Annotated in this window: 29 protein-coding genes and 1 pseudogene; 12 read left to right on the top strand and 18 right to left on the bottom strand. The window is 63.2% G+C overall.

Features of this window, described 5'->3' with window-relative positions:
* Positions 1-10 precede the first annotated feature (10 nt).
* The 7 genes from mnhG to P0Y65_00910 form a co-directional block, all read right to left on the bottom strand.
* Positions 11-385: a monovalent cation/H(+) antiporter subunit G gene (gene mnhG / locus P0Y65_00880; GenBank protein WEK04843.1), complete on the bottom strand. Its 375-nt coding sequence runs from the start codon at positions 383-385 to the stop codon at positions 11-13.
* Positions 382-663 (bottom strand): K+/H+ antiporter subunit F, encoded by a 282-nt coding sequence (locus P0Y65_00885; protein WEK04844.1) that lies wholly within the window; start codon positions 661-663, stop codon positions 382-384. The genes mnhG and P0Y65_00885 overlap by 4 nt, the downstream gene beginning before the upstream one ends.
* Positions 660-1,151, bottom strand: a complete 492-nt coding sequence (locus P0Y65_00890; protein ID WEK06693.1) for a Na+/H+ antiporter subunit E — start codon at positions 1,149-1,151, stop codon at positions 660-662. Before P0Y65_00890 ends, P0Y65_00885 begins: the two co-directional genes overlap by 4 nt.
* 5 nt (positions 1,152-1,156) lie before the next feature.
* Positions 1,157-2,770 carry a monovalent cation/H+ antiporter subunit D gene (locus P0Y65_00895; GenBank protein ID WEK06694.1) on the bottom strand — a complete coding sequence of 538 codons (1,614 nt, stop codon included), beginning with the start codon at positions 2,768-2,770 and terminating at the stop codon, positions 1,157-1,159.
* 7 nt (positions 2,771-2,777) lie between these two features.
* On the bottom strand, positions 2,778-3,116 hold the full coding sequence (locus P0Y65_00900; GenBank protein ID WEK04845.1) for a Na+/H+ antiporter subunit C: 339 nt from the start codon (positions 3,114-3,116) through the stop codon (positions 2,778-2,780).
* Positions 3,116-6,058, bottom strand: a complete 2,943-nt coding sequence (locus tag P0Y65_00905) for a monovalent cation/H+ antiporter subunit A (GenBank protein ID WEK04846.1) — start codon at positions 6,056-6,058, stop codon at positions 3,116-3,118. The genes P0Y65_00900 and P0Y65_00905 overlap by 1 nt, the downstream gene beginning before the upstream one ends.
* A 170-nt stretch (positions 6,059-6,228) precedes the next feature.
* On the bottom strand, positions 6,229-7,716 hold the full coding sequence (locus tag P0Y65_00910; protein ID WEK04847.1) for a sigma-54 dependent transcriptional regulator: 1,488 nt from the start codon (positions 7,714-7,716) through the stop codon (positions 6,229-6,231).
* Between the two features lie 210 nt (positions 7,717-7,926).
* Here P0Y65_00910 and P0Y65_00915 point away from each other — a divergent pair, with 210 nt between their 5' ends.
* From P0Y65_00915 to P0Y65_00935, 5 genes and pseudogenes are all read left to right on the top strand, one after another.
* On the top strand, positions 7,927-9,729 hold the full coding sequence (locus tag P0Y65_00915) for a M3 family oligoendopeptidase (GenBank protein WEK04848.1): 1,803 nt from the start codon (positions 7,927-7,929) through the stop codon (positions 9,727-9,729).
* Positions 9,730-9,789: 60 nt separating this feature from the next.
* Complete coding sequence (locus P0Y65_00920) at positions 9,790-9,957, top strand: aa3-type cytochrome c oxidase subunit IV (protein ID WEK04849.1); 168 nt, start codon at positions 9,790-9,792, stop codon at positions 9,955-9,957.
* A 63-nt stretch (positions 9,958-10,020) separates the two neighbouring features.
* Positions 10,021-11,244 (top strand): annotated as a pseudogene (locus tag P0Y65_00925) (Re/Si-specific NAD(P)(+) transhydrogenase subunit alpha).
* Between the two features lie 425 nt (positions 11,245-11,669).
* Positions 11,670-11,972 (top strand): proton-translocating transhydrogenase family protein, encoded by a 303-nt coding sequence (locus P0Y65_00930; protein WEK04850.1) that lies wholly within the window; start codon positions 11,670-11,672, stop codon positions 11,970-11,972.
* A 7-nt stretch (positions 11,973-11,979) separates the two neighbouring features.
* A complete protein-coding gene (locus P0Y65_00935) occupies positions 11,980-13,398 on the top strand; it encodes an NAD(P)(+) transhydrogenase (Re/Si-specific) subunit beta (GenBank protein ID WEK06695.1) in 1,419 nt (472 codons plus the stop codon).
* A gap of 37 nt (positions 13,399-13,435) precedes the next feature.
* Here the strand turns inward: P0Y65_00935 and P0Y65_00940 are convergent, their stop codons facing one another.
* From P0Y65_00940 to P0Y65_00950, 3 genes are read right to left on the bottom strand one after another with little or no spacing between them, the layout of a single operon-like run.
* Positions 13,436-13,642 carry a SlyX family protein gene (locus P0Y65_00940; protein WEK04851.1) on the bottom strand — a complete coding sequence of 69 codons (207 nt, stop codon included), beginning with the start codon at positions 13,640-13,642 and terminating at the stop codon, positions 13,436-13,438.
* Positions 13,639-15,216 carry a hypothetical protein gene (locus P0Y65_00945; protein WEK04852.1) on the bottom strand — a complete coding sequence of 526 codons (1,578 nt, stop codon included), beginning with the start codon at positions 15,214-15,216 and terminating at the stop codon, positions 13,639-13,641. The genes P0Y65_00940 and P0Y65_00945 overlap by 4 nt, the downstream gene beginning before the upstream one ends.
* Positions 15,213-16,235, bottom strand: coding sequence for a glycosyltransferase family 2 protein (locus P0Y65_00950; protein WEK04853.1), 1,023 nt, complete (start codon positions 16,233-16,235; stop codon positions 15,213-15,215). Before P0Y65_00950 ends, P0Y65_00945 begins: the two co-directional genes overlap by 4 nt.
* Positions 16,236-16,418: 183 nt before the next feature.
* On the opposite strand from P0Y65_00950, the gene P0Y65_00955 reads away from it, so the two are divergent.
* From P0Y65_00955 to P0Y65_00970, 4 genes are all read left to right on the top strand, one after another.
* The gene (locus P0Y65_00955; GenBank protein WEK04854.1) at positions 16,419-16,961 is read left to right on the top strand and encodes a tryptophan-rich sensory protein; all 543 of its coding nucleotides are present in this window, start codon (positions 16,419-16,421) and stop codon (positions 16,959-16,961) included.
* Between the two features lie 68 nt (positions 16,962-17,029).
* The gene (locus P0Y65_00960) at positions 17,030-17,668 is read left to right on the top strand and encodes a DsbA family oxidoreductase (GenBank protein WEK04855.1); all 639 of its coding nucleotides are present in this window, start codon (positions 17,030-17,032) and stop codon (positions 17,666-17,668) included.
* Between the two features lie 51 nt (positions 17,669-17,719).
* The gene (locus tag P0Y65_00965; protein WEK04856.1) at positions 17,720-18,529 is read left to right on the top strand and encodes an alpha/beta hydrolase; all 810 of its coding nucleotides are present in this window, start codon (positions 17,720-17,722) and stop codon (positions 18,527-18,529) included.
* 60 nt (positions 18,530-18,589) lie between these two features.
* Positions 18,590-19,801: a multidrug effflux MFS transporter gene (locus P0Y65_00970; protein WEK04857.1), complete on the top strand. Its 1,212-nt coding sequence runs from the start codon at positions 18,590-18,592 to the stop codon at positions 19,799-19,801.
* Between the two features lie 59 nt (positions 19,802-19,860).
* On the opposite strand, the gene rpsU is transcribed toward P0Y65_00970, so the two are convergent.
* The gene (gene rpsU, locus P0Y65_00975; protein ID WEK04858.1) at positions 19,861-20,130 is read right to left on the bottom strand and encodes a 30S ribosomal protein S21; all 270 of its coding nucleotides are present in this window, start codon (positions 20,128-20,130) and stop codon (positions 19,861-19,863) included.
* Positions 20,131-20,365: 235 nt separating this feature from the next.
* Here rpsU and P0Y65_00980 point away from each other — a divergent pair, with 235 nt between their 5' ends.
* Entirely contained in the window at positions 20,366-21,052 is a 687-nt protein-coding gene (locus P0Y65_00980; protein ID WEK04859.1) for an alpha/beta fold hydrolase, read from the top strand.
* Positions 21,053-21,187: 135 nt separating this feature from the next.
* Here P0Y65_00980 and P0Y65_00985 read toward each other — a convergent pair whose 3' ends face one another.
* The 3 genes from P0Y65_00985 to P0Y65_00995 form a co-directional block, all read right to left on the bottom strand.
* Positions 21,188-22,276: a 5-(carboxyamino)imidazole ribonucleotide synthase gene (locus P0Y65_00985; protein ID WEK04860.1), complete on the bottom strand. Its 1,089-nt coding sequence runs from the start codon at positions 22,274-22,276 to the stop codon at positions 21,188-21,190.
* 5 nt (positions 22,277-22,281) lie between these two features.
* Positions 22,282-22,776 (bottom strand): 5-(carboxyamino)imidazole ribonucleotide mutase, encoded by a 495-nt coding sequence (gene purE / locus P0Y65_00990; GenBank protein WEK04861.1) that lies wholly within the window; start codon positions 22,774-22,776, stop codon positions 22,282-22,284.
* A 74-nt stretch (positions 22,777-22,850) separates the two neighbouring features.
* Positions 22,851-23,066 (bottom strand): DUF465 domain-containing protein, encoded by a 216-nt coding sequence (locus P0Y65_00995; protein WEK04862.1) that lies wholly within the window; start codon positions 23,064-23,066, stop codon positions 22,851-22,853.
* 157 nt (positions 23,067-23,223) lie between these two features.
* Between P0Y65_00995 and P0Y65_01000 the strand changes: the two genes are divergently transcribed.
* Positions 23,224-23,394 (top strand): DUF465 domain-containing protein, encoded by a 171-nt coding sequence (locus P0Y65_01000; GenBank protein ID WEK04863.1) that lies wholly within the window; start codon positions 23,224-23,226, stop codon positions 23,392-23,394.
* Positions 23,395-23,448: 54 nt separating this feature from the next.
* On the opposite strand, the gene P0Y65_01005 is transcribed toward P0Y65_01000, so the two are convergent.
* From P0Y65_01005 to P0Y65_01015, 3 genes are all read right to left on the bottom strand, one after another.
* Positions 23,449-24,216: a sulfite exporter TauE/SafE family protein gene (locus tag P0Y65_01005; GenBank protein WEK04864.1), complete on the bottom strand. Its 768-nt coding sequence runs from the start codon at positions 24,214-24,216 to the stop codon at positions 23,449-23,451.
* A gap of 119 nt (positions 24,217-24,335) precedes the next feature.
* Positions 24,336-25,058: a DUF1013 domain-containing protein gene (locus P0Y65_01010; protein WEK04865.1), complete on the bottom strand. Its 723-nt coding sequence runs from the start codon at positions 25,056-25,058 to the stop codon at positions 24,336-24,338.
* Positions 25,059-25,196: 138 nt separating this feature from the next.
* Positions 25,197-26,216 carry an NAD(P)H-quinone oxidoreductase gene (locus tag P0Y65_01015; protein ID WEK04866.1) on the bottom strand — a complete coding sequence of 340 codons (1,020 nt, stop codon included), beginning with the start codon at positions 26,214-26,216 and terminating at the stop codon, positions 25,197-25,199.
* Positions 26,217-26,222: 6 nt separating this feature from the next.
* Between P0Y65_01015 and P0Y65_01020 the strand changes: the two genes are divergently transcribed.
* Positions 26,223-26,483, top strand: coding sequence for a DUF1192 domain-containing protein (locus P0Y65_01020; GenBank protein ID WEK04867.1), 261 nt, complete (start codon positions 26,223-26,225; stop codon positions 26,481-26,483).
* Here P0Y65_01020 and P0Y65_01025 read toward each other — a convergent pair.
* Positions 26,480-26,665: a hypothetical protein gene (locus P0Y65_01025; GenBank protein WEK04868.1), complete on the bottom strand. Its 186-nt coding sequence runs from the start codon at positions 26,663-26,665 to the stop codon at positions 26,480-26,482. The genes P0Y65_01020 and P0Y65_01025 overlap by 4 nt on opposite strands.
* Positions 26,666-26,723 lie beyond the last annotated feature (58 nt).

The raw sequence follows: 26,723 nt of genomic DNA on the forward strand, positions 1-26,723 counted from the left end.
TTCCCCTGAACTATGCTTTGGTTTCGGCCGGATCGACGACGATGTCCTGACCGATGGAGTCGGGCACGGTGCCGTTGCGTTCGGCGCGGTCGCGATAAAGCGCGGCGCGGGCGAGCAACATCAGCGTCACCGGCGTGGTCAGAGAAACGAAGATTACGATCAGCACTTCATGCAAAACCGGGCGGCCGCCATTGACCGAGAAATAGACGATCGAGGCCAGCAGCACGAAAATGGTGCCAAAGCTCGAGCCCAGGGTCGGGGCGTGGATGCGGAGGTAGAAGCTGTCGAAGCGCGCAAGCCCCAAGCACCCGAGGAGGGTGAGGCCGGAGCCGACGAGGGCGAAGACGCCAACGAGAATGGCGAGCCAGAGCGGGAGATCGCTCATTCGATCACCTCGCCGCGCATGAGGAATTTGGCGAGGGCTACGGTTGAGACAAAGCCGAGGATACCGATGACCAGCGCGGCCTCGAAATAGACATTGGAGCCAACGCGGATGCCGAAGAGCACGAGCATCAGCATGGCGGCCAGATAGAAGGCGTCGAGCGCCAGGATGCGGTCCTGCGCGCGCGGGCCGCGGATCATGCGCGTGGTGGCGGCGATCATCGCGCCGGCCAGCATGATCTGGGAGAGCAGCAGGGTCCAGTGGAGCACGGCTTCGCTCATTGGAAGATCTCCAGCAGCAGGCTTTCGTAGCGGTTCTTGATGAGGTCGATCCAGGCCTGTTCGTCGACCAGATCAAGCACGTGGATCAGCACGGTACCGCGGGCGGCGTCATATTCGAGCCAGGCCGAGCCTGGCGTGGCGGTAATGATGCAGGCAAGGATTGCGAGGGCCGAACGGTCACGCAGTTCGAGCGGCAGGACGAGAAAGCCCGAGGTCTGTTCGCGGCGATGACCCTGCAGCGTAATCCAGGCGACGGCCATGTTGGAGCGCAGCACGTCGACGGCGACCAGCGCCATGAGCTGGATGATCCGGTGCGGCGCGCGGATGCGCGGGCGCTCGGGTTGCAGCGCGTCGAGCGCCTTGCCGGCAAAGAGGGCGATGACCGAGCCGAGCAGGATATGGCCCAGACCCATGGACGATTGCAGCAGCAGCCAGAAGATCAAAAGGCTCAGCGACAGCAGCGGATAGGGCAGCACGGTTCTGGCGATTGTCCTCATGGCGTCACCGCTCCGACCACGGTCGAGCCCAGGATATTGCCGATCTCGGTGGCGGGAGAGTGGAGGTTCTCTGCCAGGGCATACATATAGTCCATGGTTGGCCCGGCCATGATGGTGAGGATCACGGTCAGGGTCAGCAGCATGACGATGGGCGCGATTTCGATCAGCCGCACGGGGGCGGGGCTGTCGGACATGGTGGCCCAGAAGGTGCTGATGCCGGTACGGGTCAGCGAGACCAGGGCGGCAAAGCCGGCAAATATCATCAGGCCGGCGAGGGTCCAGGCGGCCGGAGTGATGACTGCGGGCGCTTCAAGGCCGCCAGGGTTGAACAGGGCCGAGATGATGGCAAATTTGGCGAGGAATCCGGCCAGGGGCGGGAAGCCGGCGAGCAGCAGCACGCAGGCGGCGAAGCTGATGCCCAGGATCGCCAGGGCGCCGGGGATGGCGAGCCCGATTTCGTCGACTTCGCTTTCTTCCTCGTCATCGCCATAGGCTTCGAGCGTGATGGCCAGCACGTCGGCACCGGCGATACGGATGCGTTCGAGCAGTTCGACGATGAGGAAGAAGGCGCTGACGGCCAGGGTCGAGACGACCAGGTAATAAAGCGCGCCGCCGGTGACGAAGGGATTGCCCATGCCAATGGAGGCCAGCAGCGTGCCCGAGGAAATCAGCACGCAATAGCCGGCAAGGCGGCCAATGGTCTGGGAGGCGAGGACGCCGATGGCGCCGAAGGCGATGGTCGCCATGCCGCCAACCAGAAGGACCGTATGGCCAAGGCCTGCCGAAGCGCCGGCTTCAAGGCCGAAGGCGAGGGTCGAGAGGCGCAGTACGGCATAGATGCCGACCTTGGTCATGATGGCGAATATGGCCGCGACGGGGGCGCTGGCGGCGGCATAGGTGGTGGGTAGCCAGAAGCCGAGCGGCCACATGCCGGCTTTGAGCAGGAAGGCGAGGCCAAGGAAGGCGGCGCCTGCTTCGAGCAGGCCGCGGTCGAGCTCGGGAATGGTCGCGACCTTGTTGGCAAGGTCCGCCATGTTGAGCGTGCCGGTGACGCCATAGATGAGCGCGGCGCCAATCAGGAAGAGGAAGGACGCGCCGAGGTTCACCGCGACATAATGCAGTCCCGCCTTGATGCGGGCGAGGCCAAGGCCATGTAGCGCCAGGCCATAGGAGGCGGCCAGCATCACTTCGAAGAAGACGAAGAGATTGAAGATGTCGCCGGTGAGGAAGGCGCCGTTGAGCCCCATCAGCAGGAACTGGAAGAGCGTGTGGAAGCTCGGGCCCATGGCGTGCCAGCGGGCGAGCGAATAGATCAGCGCGGAGGTGCCCAGGATGGACGTCAGCAGCACCATCAGGGCCGACAGGCGGTCGGCGACGAGCACGATGCCGAAGGGCACGGGCCAGTTTCCGAGCGGATAGGTGATGGCCTCGATGCCATTGTCAGCGGAGGCCGTCAGAACCATCTGCACGCCGATGACGACGAGCATCAGTGTGGCGACCACGTTGATATAGGCCTTGGCGGCGCGCTGGCGGTCATCCATCAGCAGCATGGCGGCGCCGGTGGCGAGCGGCAGCAGGATGGGCAGGACGGAGAGGTGATCGAGCAACATGGTCATCTCAGCGCTGCTCCCTGCCATCGACATGGTCGGTACCGGTCACGCCGCGGGCGGCGAGCAGCACGACCAGGAACAGCGCCGTCATGGCAAAGCCGATGACGATGGCGGTAAGCACCAGGGCCTGGGGCACGGGGTCGGTAAACTGGGTCGGATCGATCTCGCCATTGGTCACCACGGGAGCGGCGCCGGTCATCAGGCGGCCCATGGAGAAGATGAAGAGATTGACCGCATAGGACAGCAGCGACAGGCCGATGATGACCTGAAAGGTGCGCGGGCGCAGCATCAGATAGACGCCGCAGGAGGTCAGGACACCGATGCCGATTGCGAGGATGAGTTCCATCAGCTGTTCTCCACCGGTGCGTCGGCCGAGACTTCGGCCTGCTTGATCGGGGCGGGCGTGCGCGCCGCCTTGGGCGAGCGGACCGACTGGTGGGCAAGGGCGATGAGGATCAGCACGGTGGCGCCGACCACGAGGCTGAAGACGCCAAGGTCAAAGATCAGCGCCGAGGCCATGGGCACGCGGCCGATGTAGGGAATCTCGGCGTATTGGAAGGCCGTGGTCATGAAGGGATAGCCGAAGGCCAGCGAGGCGAGACCGACCAGCATGGCCACGAGCAGGCCCGAGCCGATCCAGCGCACGGGCAGGATGCGCAGGCGATCCTCGACCCAGCGGGTGCCGCCGGCCATATATTGCAGGATAAAGCCGATGGACATGACGATGCCAGCGGCAAAGCCGCCACCGGGCTGGTCGTGACCGCGCAGGAACAGATAGGCCGCGAGCACGATGATGACCGGGAACATCCAGTTCATGATGACGGCGGGAATCATCAGATATTCATTGACGGTGTCGCCGGGATTGCGCTCGGGGACACGGGCATCGAACTCGCTCTGGATGCGCTGCTGTTCGGTCTTGCCGACGGATTCCTTGGCCGGGCGGAAGCGGCGCAGCACGGCAAAGACAGTCAGCGCGACAATGCCGAGCACGGTGATTTCGCCCAGCGTGTCGAAGGCGCGGAAGTCAACCAGCATGACGTTGACCACATTGGTGCCGCCGCCGAGCTTGTAGGCGTTTTCGAGGAAATATTCCGAAATGCCCTCGGGAATCTTTCGTGTCATGACGGCATAGGCGACCACGGTCATGCCCATGCCGGCGAGAACGGCCAGCACGATATCGCGGTAGCGGCGGATGCGAGCCTTGCGGACCAGGTTCTCGTCGCTCATGTCCTCGACGCGCTTGGGCAGCCAGCGCAGTCCGAGCAGGATCAGAACCGTGGTGGCGATCTCGACCAGCAACTGGGTGATGGCCAGGTCGGGCGCCGAGAACCAGACGAAGGTGATGCAGGTCACAAGACCAGCGCCGCCGAGCAGGACGAGGGCGACAAGGCGGTGGAACTTGGCCTGGTGCGTCGCGGCCACCGCGCAGGTGATGCCGATGGCCCAGAGCAGGGCAAAGGCCGGATCGAAATCGCCGAGCTGCAGGTCAATGCCGCCCAGACGTCCGAGCAGCAGGCTGGCTGGCAGAACCAGCGCCAGGAAGAACATCAGGAACAGCTGCGGTTGCAGGCGGCGGGTGCCGAAAGTGGCTTCAAGCTTGCGCGCCCACTTGCTGGTGATGGTCAGCATGATGCGCTCGAAGATGCGCTGTCCCTTGAGCTGGCGGATCAACGGCGGGCCATCGACACCCTTGGCGAGATAGCCGTAGAGCGCCCAGTAAAGCAGGACGCCACCGACCAGCGCCACGCCACTCATCAGCAGGGCATTGTTCCAGCCGTGCCAGACCGAGAGGCTGTAATAGGGCGTGTCGGGGCCGGTGATGGAGAGCACGGCCGCGGCCAGGTAGGGGCCGATGGTGATCGAGGGAATGACGCCGACAAGCAGGCAGGCCAGCACCAGGATTTCGATCGGGCGGCGCATCAGGGCCGGGGGCTCATGGGGTTCGTGGGCAAGGTCGGTCGGCTTGGGGCCGAAGAAGACGCCATGCACGAAGCGGAGCGAATAGGTCACGGCAAACATGCCGGCGATGGTGGCGCCGATCGGCAGGGCATAGTTGACGAAGGGATTGGCGTCGCGCTCGGCCACTTCGGCAAAGAACATTTCCTTGGAGAGAAAGCCGTTGAGCAGGGGTACGCCAGCCATGGCCGCCGAAGCCACCATGGCGAGGGTGGCCGTGAAGGGCATGAAGCGGAAGAGGCCGGACAGCTTTCTGATGTCGCGCGTGCCGGTCTCGTGGTCGATGATGCCGGCGGCCATGAACAGCGAGGCCTTGAAGGTGGCATGGTTGGCGATGTGGAAGATCGCGGCAACCGTGGCCAGAGGCGTCGACATGCCGAGCAGGGTCGTGATCAGGCCGAGATGGCTGATGGTCGAATAGGCGAGCAGGCCCTTGAGGTCAGTCTGGAAAATGGCGGCATAGGCGCCAAAGATCAGCGTCGAGAGGCCGGCGAAGGTGACGATCCAGAACCAGGCATCGGTGCCGGCAAGCACCGGCCAGAAGCGAACCAGCAGGAAGACGCCGGCCTTCACCATGGTGGCCGAATGCAGATAGGCCGAGACCGGGGTCGGGGCGGCCATGGCGTGCGGCAGCCAGAAATGGAAGGGGAATTGCGCGCTCTTGGTCAGGGCGCCGAGCAGCACCAGCAGCAGGGCCGGCAGGTAGAGCGGATGCTCGCGGATCATGTCGCCGGAGGCGAGCACCACGTCGAGATCATAGCTGCCGACGATCTGGCCGATGATCAGCATGCCGACGAGCAGGCCGAGGCCACCCAGACCGGTGACGGTCAGCGCCATGCGGGCGCCGTCGCGGGCCTGGGCGAGGTGGAACCAGTAGCCGATCAGCAGGAAGGAGGTGATCGAGGTCAGTTCCCAGAAGATCACCAGCTGGATGATATTGCCCGAGAGCACCAGGCCCATCATCGAGCCCATGAAGGCGAGGAAGAAGGCGAAGAAGCGCGGGACCGGGTCCTTGGGGGACATGTAGTAGCGCGCATAGAGCACGACGAGCAGGCCGACGCCGGCGACCAGCATGCCGAAGAGCCAGGAGAAGCCATCGAGGCGCAGGATCAGGTTTAGGCCGAGGGCCGGGATCCAGGCGATTTCCTGCCGCACCACGCCGCCCTCGGCGACCTGGGGGAAGAGGTAGATCATGACCGCGATGCCGAATACGGCGACGCTTCCTGCCAGCCAGGCTTCTGCATTGCGCGCATTCTGCGGAAGAACCGCTGCCAGGAGGGCAGCTCCGAATGGCAGGAACAATGCAAGTGTCAGCAAGAATGATGGCGTCATTATCGCGCGGGGCACCTTCGGATGGCGAAATGTGGGTAAGCGGGCACTCCAGGAGTGTCGCTATACCCGTTGTGGTGTCTGACTCGCGATTTCGCAACCCCGAATAGTGTCGAGGTTCAGAAAATCTCGGTTATCGCCGTGAGTTGGATTGTCGCGGCTGCCAGGGATGTCTAGGCGGCGTCGCTGATCAGCTCTTCGGCCAGACCATATTCATGCAGTTTACGATAGAGCGTCGAGCGACCGATCTTGAGGGCCCGGGCGACGCGCGACATGCGGCCACCGTGATGGGCGATGGCAAAGACGATGGCGGCGCGTTCGATTTCGGCCAGGGCCGCGATCTCGCCCGTCGGGTCGAGAAAGCGGTCGGGCGCGGGGGTCGGCTCTTCGATCACGATGCGCTGACGGGCCGAGGCCGTGTCGATATGCACGGGTTCGGCCGGGACCGGCACAGAGCCGATGGCTTCGACGGTTTTGTCACGGCCGGCTGTCTGGGCATAGATCTGCGGGAAATCGACGCTTTCGAGGAAAGCACCGTCGGTCAGTACGATGGCGCGATAGACGGCGTTTTCGAGCTGGCGGATATTGCCCGGCCAGTCATAGGACATCAGCAGTTCCAGCGCCGGCGGGGAAATGCCGAGCACGCGCTTGCCGGCTTCGGCGGCGAAGCGGGCGATGAACATGGCGACGAGTTCGGCCACATCCTCCATGCGCTCGCGCAGCGGCGGCACATAGATGGGGAAGACGTTGAGGCGGTAGTAGAGATCCTCGCGGAATTCGCCGGTCTTGGCGAGATTGAGCAGGCGGCGGTTGGTGGCCGAGATGATCCGCACATTGACGCGTTCGGGCCTGGTTGCGCCAATCGGCTCGATCTCGCCTTCCTGCAGCACGCGCAGGAGTTTGACCTGGGTTTCGAGCGGAAGCTCGCCGACTTCATCAAGGAAAAGCGTGCCGTTGTGCGCTTCGGCGATCTTGCCGGTCTGGTCGGCATGGGCGCCGGTGAAAGCGCCCTTCTTGTGCCCGAAGAGTACGGATTCAACCAGGTTTGGCGGAATGGCGCCGCAGTTGATGGTGACGAAGGGCTTGCCGGCGCGGTCGCTGGCGCCCTGGATGATGCGGGCGACGAGCTCCTTGCCGACGCCCGTCTCGCCTTCGATCAGCACAGGAATATTGGACTTGCCGGCCTTGCCACAAAGCGTCAGCACGCGGGCCATGGCGGGCGCTTTGGCGATCATGTCGGCACTGGTGAAGGTGCCGCTGCGGCGGGCGTGCTCGGCGCGGATCGTGGCTTCGAGCGCATCGAGCTTCATCGCATTGCGCAGCGACATGACGAGGCGCTCGGGGGCGACGGGCTTGACGAAATAGTCGGCGGCGCCGTTGCGCATTGCCGAGATGACGGTTTCAAGCGAGGCATTGGCGGTCTGGATGATGACCGGCGTCGTCAGGCCCTCGCGGCGCATGGCATCCATCACGCCCATGCCATCGAGGTCGGGCATGACAAGATCGAGGATCATGGCGCCGATGTTGCGATCGTCGCGCAGGATAGCCAGTGCCTGTTCGCCACCGGTGGCGGTCAGCGGCTTGAAGCCGGCGCGATTGGCCACCTCGGCGGTCAAACGCAATTGTACCGGATCATCATCGACTACGAGAACGCGCGTCATCCAGGCTCCGTCTTCTTGCTGCGGCATCGAATCGTGTGCCGTTTTGGGAGAAGCATGGGTGGAGGGTGTTAAGGGGCGATTAATCATGACCAATTTCATCGCGTCCCGCGCTTATCGGCCGGGCAGGGCGTCTTGCCCGTGCCGAGACTTCCAATCAGCGCGGGCGCTGGTTAAGGTCCGCCCACTATTTGACCAGTCGGAGAGATCGCCATGACCGCAGAAGCTCAAAAGGGCCACAACCAGTTCGGCAATCTGCCTGTGTGGGATCTCAGCGATCTCTATCCCGGCAAGGACAGCGCCGAGTTCAAGGCTGATCTGGAAAAGGCCAAGTCGCTCGCAGCCCAGTTCGAGGCCGACTACAAGGGCAAGCTGATCGCGCTGACAAAAGAAGGCAAGCTGGTCGAGGCGATCAAGGACAGTGAAGTGCTGGGGGATCTGACCGGCCGCATCGGCTCGTTCTCGTTCCTGCAATATGCGCAGAAGTCGACCGATCCGGATCGCGCCAAGTTCATGGGTGATACCAGTGAGGCGATCACCAATCTGTCGACCCGCGTGCTGTTCTTCGAACTGGAGCTGAACCGGATCGAGGATGCCGATCTTGAAGCCGCCTTCGAAAAGGATGCCGAGCTGGCGCGCTATCGCACCTGGTTTGCCGAATTGCGCAAGGCCAAGCCGCATCAGCTCGATGACAAGCTCGAAGAGCTGTTCCACGACAAGTCGGTGACCGCTTTTTCGGCCTGGAACCGGCTCTATGACGAGACGCTGTCGAGCCTGCAATTCGAGGTCGATGGCGAGACGCTGACCCTTGAATCGACATTGCACCTGCTCAGCGAAAAGGACGAGAAGAAGCGCGAAAGCGCCTTCAAGGCGCTGGGCAAGGTGCTGAGCGACAATAGCCGCCTCTTCACCCACATCACAAATGTCCTCGCCAAGGACAAGGAAATCTCGGATCGCTGGCGCGGCTACGAGGATATCGCCGACAGCCGCCATATGGCCAATTCTGTCGAGCGCGAAGTGGTCGATGCGCTGCAGAAAGCCGTGCAGGAAGCCTATCCACGCCTGTCGCACCGCTATTACGCGATGAAGGCGAAATGGTTCGGCAAAGACAAGCTCAATGCCTGGGACCGCAATGCGCCGCTGCCGACTAGCGACGAGCGTATCTGGGACTGGGACAGTGCCAAGTCGACGGTGATGGAGGCCTATGGCAAGTTCTCGCCACAGCTGGCCGAGGTTGCCGCGCCCTTCTTTGACAGCGGCTGGATCGATGCCCCGACCTGCGACGGCAAGCTCTCGGGCGCCTTTGCGCATCCGACCGTGCCGAGCGCCCATCCCTATCTGATGCTCAACTATCTTGGCCGCTCGCGCGATATCATGACGCTCGCCCACGAACTGGGTCATGGTGTGCACCAGCGGCTGGCCGCCGCGCAGGGGCCGATCCTCGCCAATACGCCGCTGACCCTGGCCGAAACGGCGTCGGTCTTTGGCGAAATGCTGACCTTCCGGCATCTGCTCAACAACACCACCGACCCGAAGCAGCGCTTCGCGCTCCTGTCCTCCAAAGTGGAAGATATGCTCAATACCGTGGTGCGGCAGATTGCCTTCTACACCTTCGAGCGCAAAGTGCACACGGCGCGCCGCCAGGGCGAACTGCGGACCGAGGAGATCAATGCCATCTGGCTGGAGGTGCAGAAGGAATCGCTGGGCGAAGCGATCATTGCCAACGAGGGCTATGACATCTTCTGGGCCTATATCCCGCACTTCATCCATTCGCCCTTCTACGTCTATGCCTATGCCTTCGGTGACTGCCTTGTGAACTCGCTTTATGCGCAGTATGAGAAGGCCAGCGAGGGCTTTGCAGAGCGCTATTTCGAGCTGCTCAAGGCTGGGGGAAGCAAGCACCATTCCGAACTGCTCAAGCCGTTCGGGCTGGACGCCAAGGATCCCCAATTCTGGTCGCTGGGCCTTTCCATGATCGAGGGGCTGATCGACGAGCTGGAAGCAACTTCGCCCTGAGTGCTTCCCGGGCCGACTTCGGCCCAACGACTTTTGGATGACTGGACCAACGAGGACGACATGGCCACCAAGACCCGCCCCGAACACCATTCCGAACTGCAGGTGGAATCCCCGATGGACTATGCCCAGCACGAGGCGACCTACAACGGCTTCCTGACCGCAGTGAAGTGGGGGATCGGTTCGATGGCGGTCATAGCCGTCATCCTCTACTTCGTCATCAATCCATAAGTTCAGCGTTCAAGCAGGCATTCTAACCAAGCCTGCCCTCCGGCAGGCGGGCAGGAGACTTTCATGAAAATTGCGATCGTCCGCGAGCGTTTCGAGGGAGAGAACCGCGTCGCGGCGACCCCCGAAACGGTGGGCAAGCTGATTGCGCTGGGCGCCAGCGTTTCGGTTGAAAAGGGTGCGGGCTTGGGCTCGCGCATTCTCGACAGCGAATATGCGGCTGCAGGGGCGACGATCGCACCCAGCGCCGATGCGACGCTCAAGGGGGGCGAGGTCGTGCTGACCGTGCGCCGGCCCGCGGCAGCAACGCTGGGCGGCGTCGCCAAGGGTGCGCTGGTCATCGGTGCGCTCGACCCCTACGGCAATGACAAGGATGTGGCCGATCTCGCCAAAGCGGGTGTCGCTGCCTTCTCGATGGAATTCATGCCGCGCATCACCCGTGCACAGGTGATGGATATCCTCTCCTCACAGGCAAACCTTGCCGGTTACCAGGGTGTCATCGAGGCGGCGGCGGAATTTGACCGCGCGCTGCCGATGATGATGACTGCGGCCGGCACGGTGCGTCCCGCCAAGGCCTTCGTCATGGGTGCCGGCGTCGCCGGTCTCCAGGCCATCGCCACGGCCAAGCGTCTGGGTGCGGTGGTGTCGGCAACCGACGTGCGGCCGGCTGCCAAGGAACAGGTCGAGTCGCTCGGCGGCAAGTTCGTTGCCGTCGAGGACGAGGAATTCAAGCAGGCCGAAACCGCCGGTGGCTATGCCAAGCAGATGTCGGCCGAATACCAGGCCAAACAGGCCGAACTGACCGCCGCCCATATTGCCAAGCAGGATATCGTCATCACCACGGCGCTGATCCCGGGCCGTCCGGCACCGCGGCTGATCACCAAGGCCATGGTCGAGAGCATGGCGCCCGGTTCGGTGATCGTCGATCTGGCGGCCGAGCGCGGCGGCAATGTCGAGCTGACCGTGCCCGGCAAGGTCATCGAGCACAACGGCGTCAAGATCGTCGGCTATACCAATGTGCAGGGTCGCATCCCGACCACGGCCAGCCAGCTTTATGCGCGTAATCTCCTGGCCTTTCTCACCACTTTGATCGACGCCAAGGAGAAGAAGCTCGCCGTCAATTGGGACGATGAGCTGGTCAAGGCGACCGTCCTCACGCGCGATGGTCTGGTCGTGCATCCAAACTTCGTCGGTGCCGCCATGGTCGAAGAGGCCAAGCCGATCGCAAAGCCAAAGGCTGCGCCCAGGGCGCCGGCTGCCGGCGTGGTGGCCAAGGCGGCTCCAATCAAGACGGGCGCAGCCTCTGCGGTGCCGGCGAAGAAGCCTGTTGCCAAAAAGGCTGTGGTTGCCGCCATGGCCGATACGCCCAACAAGGCAGCCCCCGGCGTCGAACAGTCGATCCCGGTTGCAGCCGAGCCAGCCAAGACCCCGGCCAAGCGCGCTGCAGTCAAGAAGGCCGTGGCTTTAGTCGACGCCGCTGCGGCGCCCAAGCCGGTCAAGGCCAAGCCGATCACCAGGCCGGCCGAGCATGTGGAAGATCACGCGCCAGCGGTTGCGGCAAAGCCTGTAGTTCGCAAGGCCCCTGCCAAAAAGCCGGTGACCAAGCCGGCAGAGGCCGTTGAAGACCATGCTCCGGCCAAGCAGGTCGTGGCCAAGACGCCGGCTGGCAAAAAGCCTGCCGCCAAAAAGCCCGCGACCCCCAAGGGAGAAAACTAATGGAAGCGATCGATCCCTTCACCTTCCGCCTCGCCATTTTCGTGCTGGCGATCTTCGTGGGCTATTTCGTGGTCTGGTCGGTGACGCCGGCCCTGCATACGCCGCTGATGAGCGTCACCAATGCGATCTCCTCGGTGATCGTGGTGGGTGCGCTGCTGGCCGTTGGCGTGACATCGATCAGCGAGACCGACTGGCTGTCCAAGGCTTTTGGCTTCATCGCCCTGGTGTTTGCCAGCGTGAATATTTTCGGGGGCTTCCTCGTTACCCAGCGCATGCTGGCAATGTACAAGAAGAAGGGCTGACGCCATGATTTCTGCAGATATTGCAGCCCTTCTCTATCTCCTCTCCGGCGTGCTGTTCATCCTGGCGCTGCGCGGTCTTTCCAACCCGCGTTCGGCCCAGCAGGGCAATCGCTTCGGCATGGTGGGCATGGGAATTGCCATCGTCACCACGCTGGCACTGGCCGCACCGGGCGATTGGCTGAGCTGGCTGCTGATCATTGGCGGCGTCGCCATTGGTGGCGGCATCGGCGCCTATATGGCCCGCTCGGTCAAGATGACCGACATGCCCCAGCTCGTTGCGGCCTTCCACTCGCTGGTGGGCTTGGCTGCGGTCTTCGTGGCGGCGGCGGCGCTCTATGCGCCTGACGCCTTCCACATTGCCGAAGTGGTGGATGGGGTGATCGGCCCGATCCATGCGCAGGCGCTGGTCGAGATGAGCATTGGTGTCGCCATCGGCGCCTTCACCTTCACCGGCTCGATCATCGCTTTTGCCAAGCTCAACGGCAATATGAGCGGCAAGCCGATCATCCTGCCGGCGCGCCACGCCATCCATATCGTGCTCGGCATCATCATCGTCGCGCTGGTCTGGGCCTTCACCACGACGGGCGAGCCCTGGCTGTTCTGGGCGATCACGATCCTGGCCCTGGTGCTGGGCGGGTTGATGATCATCCCGATCGGTGGCGCCGACATGCCCGTCGTCGTCTCGATGCTCAATTCCTATTCGGGTTGGGCTGCCGCCGGCATCGGCTTCACGCTGGGCAATACGGCGCTGATCATTACCGGCGCACTGGTCGGCAGCTCGGGCGCAATCCTGAGCTACATCATGTGCAAGGCCATGAACCGCAGCTTCATCTCGGTGATCTTGGGCGGCTTCGGTGGCGACAGCGGTGCATCAGCCAGTGCGGCCGAGGACGATCGTCCGGTCAAGCAGGGTGCGGCAGAAGACGCCGCTTTCCTCATGAAGAATGCCGGCAAGGTCATCATCGTGCCGGGCTATGGCATGGCCGTGGCCCAGGCCCAGCATGCGCTGCGCGAAATGGCCGACCTGCTCAAGAAGGAAGGCGTTACCGTCAAATATGCCATCCATCCCGTGGCCGGACGCATGCCGGGGCATATGAACGTGCTGCTTGCCGAGGCCAATGTGCCCTATGACGAAGTGTTCGAGCTGGAAGATATCAATTCCGAATTCGCCCAGTCCGACGTCGCCTTCGTCATCGGCGCCAATGACGTGACCAATCCTTCGGCCAAGACCGACAAGACGTCGCCGATCTATGGCATGCCGGTGCTCAATGTCGAGGACGCGGGCACGGTGCTGTTCATCAAGCGCGGCATGGCGGCGGGCTATGCGGGCGTGCAGAACGAATTGTTCTACCGCGACAACACGATGATGCTGTTCGGCGATGCCAAGAAGATGACCGAGGATATCGTCAAGGCACTCGGCCACTAGAAATCCAAAGGCCCGCTTCGGCGGGCCTTTTTCTTGGTCAGTAGTGCGGCGGTGGCGGCTCTGTCGATGGATCGGCGATATGCACGCCGGCGCGGACCTGCTCTTCCATCTGATCGAGCTTGCGGGTCAGCAGGTCGATCTGGCGCCATTGCGCGGTGATCGTGCTGTTCAGCTCTTCAATGGTCTGGTCCTGGAAGGCGATGCGCGTTTCGAGGGCCTCGAGGCGGGAAGTGATATCGCTCATGCGGGCGCTCCGGGGCGGGGGTCAATCTGATGGGCCGGGGCGAGGGTCATACAGGGGCCGGTGGGTGCTGGCAAATCGGCGATGCGCTCGTAAACGGTGAAGGGGCCAAGGGTCGATTGCACCCGATAGGATTGCATCAGGGCGGCAAAGCCCGGTTCGTCCATGAAGAAATCCATGATGCGAAGACCTTCACGGCCCACGCCGGTGCCGTCCTCGATGATGACCCTGGGCGGATTGCAGGCGAAATCATCGACCGTTTCTCGCCGCATGCGATCGGCCAGCTCGAGTAGGGGGCCACGGAGAGGCTGGCCGGTGGCAAGCTGATCGGCAATGGTTGGCAGCATCCAGAGGTGGTAGTAGCGGGACGGCCAGATCAGCCCCCATTGATCGAGCATGGGCCAGATCGGGGCGCCCTGCACAGCCAGCATGGCGACACTGTCACCCGGCTTGGCTTGCGCGAGCATCCGGTCGGCATAGGGCGCGAAATCGGCGCGAAACGGCCCCTGCAGCAGGGACGGCAGCAAGCCAATGATGACGACCAAGGCGGCGGCGAGGCGCTCGCTCCAACGCAGCGGCGGCAGTGACGGCCGCTGGGCAAGATGCAGGACTACAGCCACGAGCAGGGCACCCAAGACAGGCAGGGCGTGATTATTCCATCCCTTGAACTGAAGGTAGTAGGCAATCACGCCGGCAGCCGCCACGATGAGCATGGCCTGCACCTGCGGGCTCAGCTCGCGGCGAAAGTGGAACAGGTAGAGCCCTGCAACGAGCAGCAGCATGTTCATCGAACTGACGAAGATGGCGAGCGTGCTCATGCGCAGATCGCCATATGCCAGGCGCAGGGCCGGCACCATGGTGGTCAGGTAATCTGGCGCAAAGACCAGAACCGCTGCGCCATAGCCAAGGGCACCGATCGCGAGGACAAGGGTTTCTACCCGAACCGGTCGCCAGTAGCGACGCAGGCGCCATAGAAGCCAGGCCTCCAGCGCGATCGGCATCAGTACGAAGTAGTGCTTGAGTGCAAAAACCGGTGTTGCCAGAAGCGCCACCGCCAAAGCCATGTGCAGCGATACGGGCCGGCGCTCGGCCCGCGCCGCAATCAGCAAGGCATAGGGAATGCTCGCGATTACCACCAGATGTTCGCGCTGACCAAAGTCTGCCAGCGGCACGATGACCATGGCGGCCAGTGACACGAGGTAGAGCGCTGCTCGATGTCTTGCCGGCCAGGATGCGGCGAGGCGGGCCATGCAGGCGAGGCTGATCGCGGCGAGCAGGGCGATGGCGAGGGACAAAAGGGTAACGGGCGGCAGCGCCAATCGGGCTGCGAGCCAGTCGAGCGGTTGGGCCATCCAATACCAGAGCGGCGGATTGACCTCCTGCAGCCAGCTATAGAGGCCCATTCCGGCATTAAGCTGGCGGGCGATCCAGAACTGCCAGACCACATCGTGCGGAACGGCTATGCCGAAGGTTGCGATGGTTGTGCCGAGCCAGACAGTGGCGGCCAGCCACTCGGGCCAATAGCTGCGCAGCCCTGCGTGGGCGGAGCGTCCTTCGGCCGATGCCTGCAATGTCATGCGCGCAGCACCTGCTTGAGGTTTTCCTGCAGGCCGCGGGCATCCTCGCCGCTGGCTTCGACAGCGGGCGAGGCGTGGATCTGGTTGATGATGTAGAGCGGCCGGCGCTTGGTCTCCATATACATCCGGCCCAGGTATTCACCGAAAATCCCCAGTACCAGGAACTGGCCGCTGCCGATGATCAGCACGAGCACCGCCAGGCTGGTCCAGCCGGGCACGGCATGGCCGGTGGCCCAGGAGGCGACGGTGTAGATCAGCGCGAAAATACCCATCAGGCCCATGAAGAAGCCGAGATGGGAGGCAAGGCGCAGCGGCACGACGGAAAAACTGGTGACGGCATCGAGCGCCAGCGCGATCATCTTGCGCAGGGGATAGTGCGTTTCGCCGGCAAAGCGCGGATCGCGATCGTAGAGAATGGCGGTCTGGCGCAGGCCGAGCCAGCTGACCATGCCGCGAATGAAGCGGTAGCGCTCCGGCATGGCGTTGAGATGGTCGAGAGCGCGGCGGCTCATCAGGCGGAAATCGCCGGTGTCCATGGCCAGCTTCACATCAACCAACTGCTGCAGCAGGCGATAGAAAGCGCGGGCGCTGTTGATCTTGAACCAGCTCTCGCCCTGGCGCGTGCGGCGCTGGCCGAGCACGACATCGGCGCCGCGGTCCATCTCCTCCATCATCTGCGCCAAAAGCTCGGGCGGATCCTGCAGGTCGGCGTCGAGAATAAGGATGCGTTCGCCAGTGCAGAGTTCGAGGCCGGCGCTGAGGGCAATCTGGTGACCGTAATTGCGCGCCAGGTCGAGCACGACGACATGCGGGTCGGCAGCGGCCAGCGCCATCAGGCCGTCGAGCGTGCCGTCGGTCGAGCCGTCGTTGATCAGAACAATCTCGTAGGAGGCGCCAGCAGCAGCCGAGCAGACCAAAGTCACGCGGCGGTGGAATTCCACAAGGCCGGCTTCTTCGTTGAAGCAGGGCGTGACGATCGACAGGCGTTTTTTGCCCCGCGGCGTCGATGTTGCTTGCATGTCCTGTCCCACCCCTCGTTGCAACATGCAGGCTAACCAATGTTTCGTTGCTTTCGCGTAAATCCGGGTTCCATCAATAGTGAATGCAATGAAAACAAGAAGATGTGAGATTGACGTATAGGGAACCCTTTTGCGGGCATGGCTGTTGCTTTGGCAGGTCTATTCCAGCAACGGGAGCCGAGCATGGCGACCAGCAGAGCCGCAGCAAAACCCTTTCTGTCCCTTCTCGATGCCGACCGGCATGATGCCCTGGGCCTCGTGCTGAGCGCGGCGCTGCCGCTGGCGGTTTTCGTCATTGCCAATGGGCTTGCCGAGATCAATGGCATGCTGCCGCTGTTTTTCTCGCCGCTGGGCCTGCCTGGCTGGGCGGGCGGAGCGCTCTATCTCGCGACATTACCGCTGTTTGGCATTGCACGATGGATGGTTGCGGCGCGCGGCGATGAGGGTCGCAAGGCTGGCTGGTGGCTGGTGGCGCTGATGGCCGGCACGATTGCCATGCCCTTCCTCGTGGCGCCGCTCGAATCCTTGGCACTGACCATTCTGGCCTTTGTGCTGCTGGTGACGGGTCTCAGCGCCTGGGCGAGGGTCGCCAAGGTCGATGGCAAGGCAGCGCTTCTGATGGCGCCGGGCATTGCCTGGCTGGGCTTCAGTGCCTTTGTCGGCCTCAGCTTTGCTGCAGCCTGGGCACCGCCCTTTGCCGTCACCAACAGCAATTCTGCAGCCTAGTTACACAAAGGTGCGTCCTTGCGATTGAGCAATTTCCGCGCCATGTGATGGGCGAACGAGGTTTGCCCATGTCCAGAATGCTCAAGATCGACGTGTTTACCGATGTTGTCTGCCCGTGGTGCCTGGTTGGTTCCGCGCGGCTCGACACGGCAATTGCCGCCCTGCCTGACGATGTCGAGGTCGTGGTCGAGAACCATCCCTTCTATCTCGATCCGAATACGCCGGCCGAAGGCGTCGTCGTGGCCGACATGCTGCGCGAAAAGTATGGCAAGGATCCCAAAGAGATGTGGGAGCGGGTCGAGAGCGAGGCCAAAAAGGCTGGCATTGATCTTGATCTCAGCCAGCAGCCGCGCATGTTCCCCACCAGGAAGGTGCATACGATCACCCGCCTCGCCAAGCCGCTCGGCATCCAGCACGAGATGGCCAATGCCATTGCCAATGCCTATTTTCTCGAGCACCGCCAGGTGAACGACGACAATGTGCTGGCCGATATTGCCGTGGAATTCGGCTTCGATCGCGGCGATGCGCTTGACGCGATGAATGACGAGAACGAGCTGGCGATCACCGAACAGCTGGCCAATGACGCAGCGGCGCAAGGCATTCGCGGCGTGCCTTTCTTTGTCTTTGGCGAGAAATATGCCCTGTCGGGTGCGCAGCCCGACGAGGTCTTTGAGCGGGCGCTGCAGCAGACCATCAGCGAGCTTTAGCGATTTTCGCCTTCGGTATAGATTGACGCGAATCTGTGCCGGAGGCCTGACGTGAAATTACTGCGCCGTATCGTGCCGGGCCTCGTGCTGCTGGTCGTCATCGCCTATGCCGGGGTCGTCGGCTACATGTATGTCAACCAGCGGGCATTGCAGTATTTCCCCGATGGCGTCGTGGTCAACCTGGCCGATGCGGCGCTGCCGCAGGCGGAGGACTTCTCCATTCCCTCGGGCGATGGCACGGTGCATGGCTGGTATCAGGCGCCGGCTGCCGGCAAGCCGGTCATCGTCTATTACAAGGGCAATTCGGGCAGTTTTTCCGAGGAGCATGAACGCTTCGAGCAGTTCGTGGCTGATGGCTATGGCTTTGTCAGCTTCGACTATCGCGGCTTTCCACTGTCGCCCGGCGTAATCACGCAGCAGAACATGCTTGATGATTCCGTCGCCGTGTTCGACTGGGCCGATGCCAAGGGCTTTCCGATCCTGATCTGGGGCCGGTCAATCGGCTCGGGTCCGTCGACCTATGTGGCCAGCGTGCGCGATGCCGAGGCGCTGCTGCTGGAAACGCCGTTCCTGTCGGCGGTGACCGTGGCCCACGAACGCTATCCCTTCCTGCCCGTCTATTGGGTCATGCAGGACCAGTTTCCGGTCAACGAGTGGATTGCCGATGTCGACGAGCCGGTGCTGGTGGCACATGGCACCGCCGATACGACGATCGACGTCAGCAATGGACGGCGGGTCTATGACCTGGCGCCCAATAAGGACGAACTCTGGATCGAGCCGGATGCCGGCCATGGTGACCTGTGGGATCGTGGCATCTGGAGCCATGCCATGCCGTTTTTCGACCGGGCCCTCTCCAATTGAGCGCTTGACCTTCCTGGGCGGTAGGGCGCCAAGTCGGCGTCCTGCCTTCGGACTGCTTCAATGACCAAAATCGATACTCGACCCGCGGCCATGTCGGCGCGCCGCACCGCCATTGTTGGCGGCCTGATGGTTGCCACCGGCCCTCTTAGTCTCACGCTCTATGCCCCCGCACTTCCGACCATGGTGCTTGACCTCGGCACGACAGATGCCGGCGGCAAGCTGACGCTCAGCGTCTATTTCGCGGCCTTTGCCGTGGCACAGCTGCTGTGCGGGCCCTTGTCGGATCGCTACGGCCGGCGCAGCGTCGGCATGGCCTTCTTCCTTATCTATATTCTGGGCAGCCTGATCTCGGTCGTCGCGCCGACGCTCGAAGTGCTGTTCATCGGCCGCTTCATCCAGGGCTTTGGCGTCTCGGCCGGCGTGGCGCTGTCGCGCGCCATGGTGCGCGACCAGTTCACCGGCAGCGAAGCCATCCGCATCCTGACTCTGATCAACCTGATCCTGACCGTGACGCCAGCCGTGGCGCCGACCCTTGGCAGCGTCATCCTGCTGCTGGGCAGCTGGCATCACATGTTTATCGTCATGGCGGGGTTCGGGCTGGCCATCCTGGCGCTGCTTTCCCTGGGTGCCCGGGAGACGCTGCCGGAGGATGCGCGCGTGCCCATCCGGCCATCGGTGATCCTTGGGAATTACCGCCGGCTTCTAAGTTCGCCGGACTTCCTCATGCCGTCGCTGCTGCTGGGCCTGGTGTTCAGCGGCTTTCACGGCTTTACGGCGCTGCTGCCCTTCGTGCTCATCGACGGCATGGGGCTGACGCCATTTCAATTCGCCATGGCCATGCTGGTGCAGACCGCGTCCTTCATCACCGGAAATCTGATCGTCGGCTATCTATCGACCCGCATCAGCGGCAGCCGGCTGGTGTTGATCGCCCTTGGCCTGATCGCCCTCAGTGGCCTCGGCTTTGCCCTCTTGCCCAATCTTTTTCCGGGGTCGGTCCTCGCCATCATGGCGCCGGTCGGGGTATGGATGCTGGGACTGGCCTTTGTCAGCCCTGCCACGACAACTGCCGCCATGGCGGCATTTGGGTCCATAGCCGGGGCTGCGGGGGCCTTGACCGGTTTCTTCCAGGTGGGAGGCGGGTTCGCCGGATCGCTGGCTGCGGGAACGCTGTTTGGCGACGCCCGCACGGCCCTGACGATCCAGCTGCCGGTCGTGGCCGTGCTCGCCATCGTCGTTGCCCTGCTTGACCGGCGCCGCACAAAGCCAGTCTGAGGACAAACAAAAACGCCGTCCCGAAGGACGGCGTTTTCAAATTCAATGCTTGCCAGCGCTTAGGTGCGCGGGGTCGCTGCGGCCGGACGACCGTTTGCCTGGGGCGTACGGGCCGGTGCTGCGGGCAGACCGCCTTCGCGCTGCAGACGCTTGCGAGCCAGCTTGCGGGCGCGACGAACGGCCTCGGCCTTCTGGCGAGCCTTCTTCTCAGAGGGCTTCTCGTAGTAGTTGCGCAGCTTCATCTCGCGGAAGACGCCTTCGCGCTGCAGCTTCTTCTTCAGCGCGCGCAGCGCCTGATCAACGTTATTATCGCGAACGACTACTTGCAAAGGTCAACCGCCCTTTCGAAGCTTGGACATGTGGGTTTGGAATAGAGCGCCGACACCAAAAAGCACCGTCGCCGACCAGCAGAGCCAGTCACCGTGGGCCGCTCTATAGCCCAGCTATCTGGGCTTGTCCACTCCCGCAGAGGATAAAACCGCGGAATTGGGGATATCCGGGCTTGTCCTTGTTGCGTTGCAGCGAAACAGTCGAGCCAGTTGATTTTGCCCATGGAGTGCCAGAATGGCAAGCGCGCTGCTGCTGTTGCCCGGATTGATCTGTGACGAGAGGCTGTGGCGCGACGTCATGGCCGGGCTCAATGCGCATTCCATGGTCGCCGACCTGACGCAGGACGAGACCATGGAGGCCATGGCGGCGCGCGCCCTGGCCGCCGCGCCGGCCCGATTCGCCCTCGCAGGGCTTTCCATGGGCGGTTATGTCGCCTTCGAAATCCTGCGGCAGGCGCCCGAGCGCGTCACACATCTGGCCCTGCTCGATACCTCCGCCCGGGCCGACGACGAGGCCCGCAAGGCAACGCGGCGCAAGGGTATCGAGATGGTGGGGCAGGGCAAGTTCATCGGCGTATCGCGCGGACTGCTCGGCAATCTGATTGCGCCCCAGCATATGGGCACTGAGATTGCCCGCGAGGTTCAGACCATGAGCGAGCGGGTGGGGCAGGAGGCCTATATCCGCCAGCAGAAGGCGATCCTTGGCCGGGTGGACTCACGGCCGCTGCTGGGCACCATAGCGATTCCCACACTGGTCGGCGTCGGCGAGGCCGACAGGATGACGCCGCCCGAACTGGCCGAGGAAATGGTAGCTGGTATCGATGGGGCGGACCTGGTCCGCTTCCCCGACAGCGCGCATCTACCAACAATGGAGAACCCGGCGGCGGTGATTGAAGCGATGAAGGGGTGGCTGGCACGCTGATCGAGCCACGCCCTCGTGGTTCGAGGGTCGCTTCGCTCCCACCTCACCATGAGGGCTGTTCTAATATTGAGCTAACAGTAGCCCTCATGGTGAGGTGCTTTGCGCAGCAAAGCCTCGAACCACGAGGGCGTGCCCCTATGCCCGCCGTGTAATCCGGTTCACATGCCCCATCTTGCGGCCCGGACGGATCTCCGTCTTGCCGTAGAGATGAGGCTGGGTATCCCCGTCCAGCTCGCCAGGGACGACATTGACCTCGTCGCCGACGAGATTTTCCATCACGACATCGGCCATGCGGGTGGGATCGCCCAGCGGCCAGCCGAGCACGGCGCGGATATGCTGCTCGAACTGGTCGGTGAGACAGACCGCCTCGGTCCAATGGCCTGAATTGTGCACGCGGGGCGCGATCTCGTTGACCATCAGCGTCGGGCGCTCGCCGGGCACGACGAAGAATTCGACACCCAGCACACCGACATAGTCGAGCGCCACGACGATCACTTTGGCTAGCATGGCGGCATGTTTTTCCACACCCGACGCGATCTCGGCCGGCACGGTGCTGGTAAAGAGGATGTGGTGGCGATGGACGTTTTCGGCAGCGTCGAAGGCGCGCACTTCGCCCGAGACATTGCGCGCGACGACAACCGAGATTTCTTTCTCGAAAGGCACGAAGGCTTCGAGCACCAGCGGCTTGGGCTCCAGCGCGGCAAATGCCGCGGCGGCGTCGGCGCGGTCGCGCAGCACGCGCTGGCCCTTGCCGTCATAGCCGAGCCTTGTGGTCTTGAGCACGGCGGGCAGGCCGAGGTCGTCGATCGCCTGTTCCAGCTCGGCCAAAGTCTCGACCTTGCGATGCGGGGCGACGGGAATGTTCTTGGATGCGAGAAAGCTTTTTTCCGCCAGCCGGTCCTGGGAAATGGCCAGGGCATTGGCGCCGGGGCGCAGCGGCTTGCGGGCAGCCAGGAATTCGGCGGTCCGGGCGGGCACATTCTCGAATTCATAGGTGATGACATCAACCGCATCGGCAAAGGCGGCGAGGGCCACTTCGTCGTCGTAGGCGGCCACTGTCTTGTGCGGCGTGACCTCGAAAGCGGGGCTGTTGGGGTCAGGGCAGAAGATATGCGTGCGCATGCCCAGCTTGCTGGCGGCGAGCGAGAGCATGCGGCCGAGCTGACCGCCGCCCAGAATGCCGATCATGCTGCCGGGCGGCAGCGCGGAAAACTCGGTGGTCACAGGCGTTACTCGGTGTCTGCAGGAAAGAGCGGGACGGCGGCCGACTGGCGGGCGCGGAAGGCGTCGAGCCGGTCCGCCAGATCGTCATCGGAGAGGGCGAGGACGGCCGCCGCGATCAGCGCGGCATTGATGGCGCCGGGCTCGCCGATGGCCAGGGTGCCGACGGGAATGCCACCGGGCATCTGGACGATCGAGAGCAGGCTGTCCTGGCCATTGAGGGCCTTGGATTTGACCGGTACGCCGAATACCGGCAGCGGCGTCATGGCGGCGATCATGCCCGGCAGGTGAGCGGCGCCACCGGCGCCGGCGATGATGACCTTGAAGCCTTCCGAGCGGGCATTGGTGGAAAAATCCACCAGGCGTTCGGGTGTGCGATGAGCGGAGACGATGCGCGCCTCGTATTCGACTTCGAGCGCTTCGAGCGTCTCGGCGGCGAGGCGCATGGTGGGCCAGTCGGACTGGCTGCCCATGACGATGGCGACAGGTGGTTTGGTCAGCATAGAGCTGGCTCCCTCAAGCTCCACAAAGCGCGCAAGTAGCCCAGATTTCGCCACAAAACAAGGCGGTTAGAGCCTCATGCGATGATATCTGGCAGCAGAATATTCTCGAGCTGGACGATGCGATCCTTGAGCGCCAGTTTGCGCTTCTTGAGCCGCTGGATCAGCATGCGATCGGCAACATGGGATGCGGTCAGCGTATCGATCGCCGCGTCGAGATCGCTGTGTTCCTGCCGCTTGGTGGCCAGTTCCAGACCAAAAGCGGCTTCCTGTTCCTTGGTGAGCGAAAGCATAGAATGCGACTTACCCCTGACGCCTCAGCCGTCAGTTCTGGTTAACCGATCACGCGGTGTTTTGCACCAGATTTCCAGAGGGGCCCGAAAGGCAGTCGACAGGACGTGAATTATTTGTGACGATCGAGTCGTCCACAGAGGCTTTCAAGGAGTTGTCATGACGACTGAAGGGCATATCGCGGCGCTGGAGCGCCGTCATCAGGAGCTGGACCGCCAGATCCAGGCCGAGATGCAAAGCACACGGTTCGACGATCTTGCAGTCGCCGCACTCAAGCGCAAAAAGCTCGAAGTGAAGGACGAAATCTTCAGGTTCAACGCAACCCAATAGCGGCAGAAAATTTTGAAGAGGGAGAAGGGTCACAGCATGCGCTGCGGCCCTTTTTTATGCGCTGAAGAACAGGCCCATGGCGCCCTTGTAGATCAGGTAGAGCGACAGCAGGAAGACCAGCCAGTAGGCAATGCGATAGAACCATTTCATGGAAATGCGGCGGACGAGGAAAATGCCGCCGAGCACGCCGACAATGCCGACCGGGATCAGCGACGCGGAGAGTTGCAGGTTGTGCACATTGAGCTGGCCGAGGAAGAAATAGGGCACCAGCTTGGCCGTGTTGACGATGGCAAAGAACACCGAGGTCGTGCCGGCATAGACGGCGGGCGGCAGGCGCTGCGGCAGGACGTAAATCTGGAACGGCGGGCCACCGGTGTGGCTGATGAAGCTGGTGAAGCCGGCAAAGCCGCCCCAGAAAGTGCCCCAGGGCCGTGACGGCGGCAGGCCCTCGAGCTTGTTGCGCAGCGGCAGGATGGCGTCGAGGATGAAGAGCAGCGTCACCACGCCGACAAACAGCAGCACGGCATCGTCGGAGACCACGCTCCACAGCAGCCAGCCGATGATCGTGCCCACGGCCGCGCCGGGCAGCATGATGGCGATGATGCGCCAGTCCACTTCCTTGCGATAGGTCCAGACTGCGAAGGCATCCATGGCCAGGAGTACCGGCAGCATCATGCCGGCGGCATCGCGGGCGGGCATGACGAGGCTGAGCAGGGGCACGCCGACCATGCCGAGACTGCCGAGCAGGCCAGCCTTGGAGAGGCCGACGATCAGCACCGCGATCACGGCGATCGTGACGAAATAGGGATCAAACACTGGCATGGGGACAGTCCGGGACAGGTCGAACCAGTGGGTACGCTTCGGTCAGGCTTGTCAATCGCTGCGCAAACAAAAAGGCCGCTCCCTTGCGAGGAGCGGCCCTATAATTCAGCTGACGTGACTTAGTTGTCGGTATCGCTCTTGAGCGACTTGAGCTTGGCAAAGACCGAGTCGGCGTCGAAATCGTCCTGAGCCGCTTCGGGGCGGTGATCGCCTTCGGCGAACTCGCCCGCTTCGCCATGACCACGGCCACCGGCGCGGGCCAGGGCTTCCTCGGCGGTCATCAGCATCGTGCCTTCTTCGGCCTCGTCCGGACCGGTCGAGCCCTTGGAAGCGCGCTTGACCTCGAGATCGAGGTCGATCTGGCTGCAGAGGCCCAGGGTTACCGGATCCATGGCGGTCAGGTTGGCGGCGTTCCAGTGGGTCGATTCACGCACCGAGTCGATGGTCGACTTGGTGGTGCCGACCAGACGCATGATCTGGGCGTCCTTGAGCTCGGGATGGTTGCGCACCAGCCACTTGATGGCATTGGGGCGCTCGTTGCGGCGCGAAATCGGAGTATAGCGCGGGCCCTTGCGCTTGGCAGCGGCAACGCGAACCTTGGGCTCGCTGAGCTTCATGCGGTAATTGGGGTCGGCCTCGGCCTTTTCGATCTCTTCCTTGGTCAGCTGACCATTCTGGATCGGGTTGACACCCATGATGCCGCCGGCGACGTCGCCATCGGCAATGCCCTGAACTTCGAGCGGGTGCAGGGTGCAGAAGGCGGCGATCTGTTCGAACGACAGCGCAGTGTTGTCGACGAGCCAGACGGCGGTCGCCTTGGGCATCAACAGGGGCTGGGTCATGATAAATCTCTCCTGCAGGCGCGGCCGGCTTTCCGCCGAACCGCTCCGCCTCTTTGCTTCATGCTGAGGGGGAACTTGCCTCAATATATGGGTTTAGGGCCTGATCCGCAATGGCAATGTCGCCGCGTTCACCGCTTGTTATCCCTGATCGCTGGCGCCCCATGCGGTCAGCAGCACGATCTTGCCCAGATGATTGCGCGCTTCCATGGCGCGGTGAGCTTCGGGCGCCTCTGCTATCGGATAACTGGTGACCCTGGGTTTGACCACGCCGGGTTGCGACAGCGCGGGCAAAAGATCGGTGCGGATGCGGCTGGCGATGGCGGCCTTGGTCGCGGCATCCTGCGGGCGCAGGGTCGAGCCGGAGAGCGTCAACTGCTTGGCCATCATGGTGCGCAGCGAGACCTTCGCGCTGGCGCCGTCGAGGGTCGAGATCTGGACGATGTGACCGCCGCGGGCGCAGGCAGCGATATTGTGCTCGGTCATGGCGCCGCCGATGACATCCACCACGCGATCGACACCCCGTCCTTCGCTCAGCTCCACGGCCCGCTTGCCGATGTCCTCGCTGGTATAATCCACGGTCGCCACGGCGCCGAGCTGGCGGGCATATTCGGCCTTTTCCGCCGAAGACACCACGGCAATGGCGCGGGCGCCCAGCATGGTCGCAATCTGGATGGCCGCACCGCCAATGCCGCCCGAGGCGCCATGCACCAGCACCCACATGCCCGGCTCCACGCCGGCGCGCATGACCAGGGTCTGGGTCACCGTGAACCAGGTTTCGGGCAGGGCAGCGGCTTGGGTCAGGCTCCAGCCATGCGGCACGGGCAGGATCTGCCCCTGCGGTACGGCGACATAGTCGGCATAGCCGCCACCATTGGTCAGCGCCATGACGCGGTCACCGATGGCCCAGCCCGTCACGCCATCGCCCAGCGCGGCGATTTCGCCTGCTACTTCGAGGCCGGGCAGCGGCGAGGCGCCGGGCGGTGGGTCGTAGTGTCCACGGCGTTGCGCCAGGTCCGGGCCGTTGACGCCCGCCGCGGCCACGCGGATCAAGACCTCGCCGGCTTGCGGGGCGGGCAGGGGGTAGGCCTGCAGCTCAAGAGCTTCGGGACCGCCGGGCTGGGCGATGACGACGGCATTCATCTGATCGGGAAAAGACATGGCCGCATGCTGGACGAAGTGGACTTGCTCTGCAAGCGCATGGGATTAGACTGGACCGCCGATACTGACGAAAAGCGGCTTCTCATGTTCGACGAGGAAATCAAAAAGCCCAAGGGCCATGAGGTCGGCATGATCATCGACACGATGTCGGTCGAGGAATTGGCCGAACGCATTGGCCTGCTGGAGGCGGAAATCCTTCGCCTCAAGGCCGCCATCGACGCGCGGGGCGCATCAAAAAAGGCGGCCGATGCCGCCTTCGAATTCTAGCTGGCCAGACGGGAAAGATCGGACAGGGTCGGGGCGGGGAGTTTTGCGGCCATGGGCTGGAACGGGATGACCCCGGGTTTTGCCTGAATGGCCAATTCGGCGCCGTGGCTCGGATTGGCTGTCGCCATCACCATCAGTGCAACCAGAAGGCCGGCAGCGGCACCGGCAGAGATCGTCGTCATTCCCAAACCTCCAGCAATGGCGTGCATTGCGCCACGAGCCAATCGAATGGCGCGTTAA

The organism is Candidatus Devosia phytovorans, assembly GCA_029202405.1.
GTDB classification, from domain to species: domain Bacteria; phylum Pseudomonadota; class Alphaproteobacteria; order Rhizobiales; family Devosiaceae; genus Devosia; species Devosia phytovorans.

What these genes read in the sequence shown, in the direction of transcription:
- mnhG (WEK04843.1), bottom strand. Translation starts at nt 385, where the DNA reads ATGAGCGATCTCCCGCTCTGGCTCGCCATTCTCGTTGGCGTCTTCGCC.
- P0Y65_00885 (WEK04844.1), bottom strand. Translation starts at nt 663, where the DNA reads ATGAGCGAAGCCGTGCTCCACTGGACCCTGCTGCTCTCCCAGATCATG.
- P0Y65_00895 (WEK06694.1), bottom strand. Translation starts at nt 2,770, where the DNA reads ATGTTGCTCGATCACCTCTCCGTCCTGCCCATCCTGCTGCCGCTCGCC.
- P0Y65_00900 (WEK04845.1), bottom strand. Translation starts at nt 3,116, where the DNA reads ATGGAACTCATCCTCGCAATCGGCATCGGTGTCCTGACCTCCTGCGGC.
- P0Y65_00905 (WEK04846.1), bottom strand. Translation starts at nt 6,058, where the DNA reads ATGACGCCATCATTCTTGCTGACACTTGCATTGTTCCTGCCATTCGGA.
- P0Y65_00910 (WEK04847.1), bottom strand. Translation starts at nt 7,716, where the DNA reads ATGACGCGCGTTCTCGTAGTCGATGATGATCCGGTACAATTGCGTTTG.
- P0Y65_00915 (WEK04848.1), top strand. Translation starts at nt 7,927, where the DNA reads ATGACCGCAGAAGCTCAAAAGGGCCACAACCAGTTCGGCAATCTGCCT.
- P0Y65_00920 (WEK04849.1), top strand. Translation starts at nt 9,790, where the DNA reads ATGGCCACCAAGACCCGCCCCGAACACCATTCCGAACTGCAGGTGGAA.
- P0Y65_00930 (WEK04850.1), top strand. Translation starts at nt 11,670, where the DNA reads ATGGAAGCGATCGATCCCTTCACCTTCCGCCTCGCCATTTTCGTGCTG.
- P0Y65_00940 (WEK04851.1), bottom strand. Translation starts at nt 13,642, where the DNA reads ATGAGCGATATCACTTCCCGCCTCGAGGCCCTCGAAACGCGCATCGCC.
- P0Y65_00945 (WEK04852.1), bottom strand. Translation starts at nt 15,216, where the DNA reads ATGACATTGCAGGCATCGGCCGAAGGACGCTCCGCCCACGCAGGGCTG.
- P0Y65_00950 (WEK04853.1), bottom strand. Translation starts at nt 16,235, where the DNA reads ATGCAAGCAACATCGACGCCGCGGGGCAAAAAACGCCTGTCGATCGTC.
- P0Y65_00955 (WEK04854.1), top strand. Translation starts at nt 16,419, where the DNA reads ATGGCGACCAGCAGAGCCGCAGCAAAACCCTTTCTGTCCCTTCTCGAT.
- P0Y65_00960 (WEK04855.1), top strand. Translation starts at nt 17,030, where the DNA reads ATGTCCAGAATGCTCAAGATCGACGTGTTTACCGATGTTGTCTGCCCG.
- P0Y65_00970 (WEK04857.1), top strand. Translation starts at nt 18,590, where the DNA reads ATGACCAAAATCGATACTCGACCCGCGGCCATGTCGGCGCGCCGCACC.
- P0Y65_00980 (WEK04859.1), top strand. Translation starts at nt 20,366, where the DNA reads ATGGCAAGCGCGCTGCTGCTGTTGCCCGGATTGATCTGTGACGAGAGG.
- purE (WEK04861.1), bottom strand. Translation starts at nt 22,776, where the DNA reads ATGCTGACCAAACCACCTGTCGCCATCGTCATGGGCAGCCAGTCCGAC.
- P0Y65_00995 (WEK04862.1), bottom strand. Translation starts at nt 23,066, where the DNA reads ATGCTTTCGCTCACCAAGGAACAGGAAGCCGCTTTTGGTCTGGAACTG.
- P0Y65_01000 (WEK04863.1), top strand. Translation starts at nt 23,224, where the DNA reads ATGACGACTGAAGGGCATATCGCGGCGCTGGAGCGCCGTCATCAGGAG.
- P0Y65_01005 (WEK04864.1), bottom strand. Translation starts at nt 24,216, where the DNA reads ATGCCAGTGTTTGATCCCTATTTCGTCACGATCGCCGTGATCGCGGTG.
- P0Y65_01010 (WEK04865.1), bottom strand. Translation starts at nt 25,058, where the DNA reads ATGACCCAGCCCCTGTTGATGCCCAAGGCGACCGCCGTCTGGCTCGTC.
- P0Y65_01015 (WEK04866.1), bottom strand. Translation starts at nt 26,216, where the DNA reads ATGTCTTTTCCCGATCAGATGAATGCCGTCGTCATCGCCCAGCCCGGC.
- P0Y65_01020 (WEK04867.1), top strand. Translation starts at nt 26,223, where the DNA reads ATGCTGGACGAAGTGGACTTGCTCTGCAAGCGCATGGGATTAGACTGG.
- P0Y65_01025 (WEK04868.1), bottom strand. Translation starts at nt 26,665, where the DNA reads ATGACGACGATCTCTGCCGGTGCCGCTGCCGGCCTTCTGGTTGCACTG.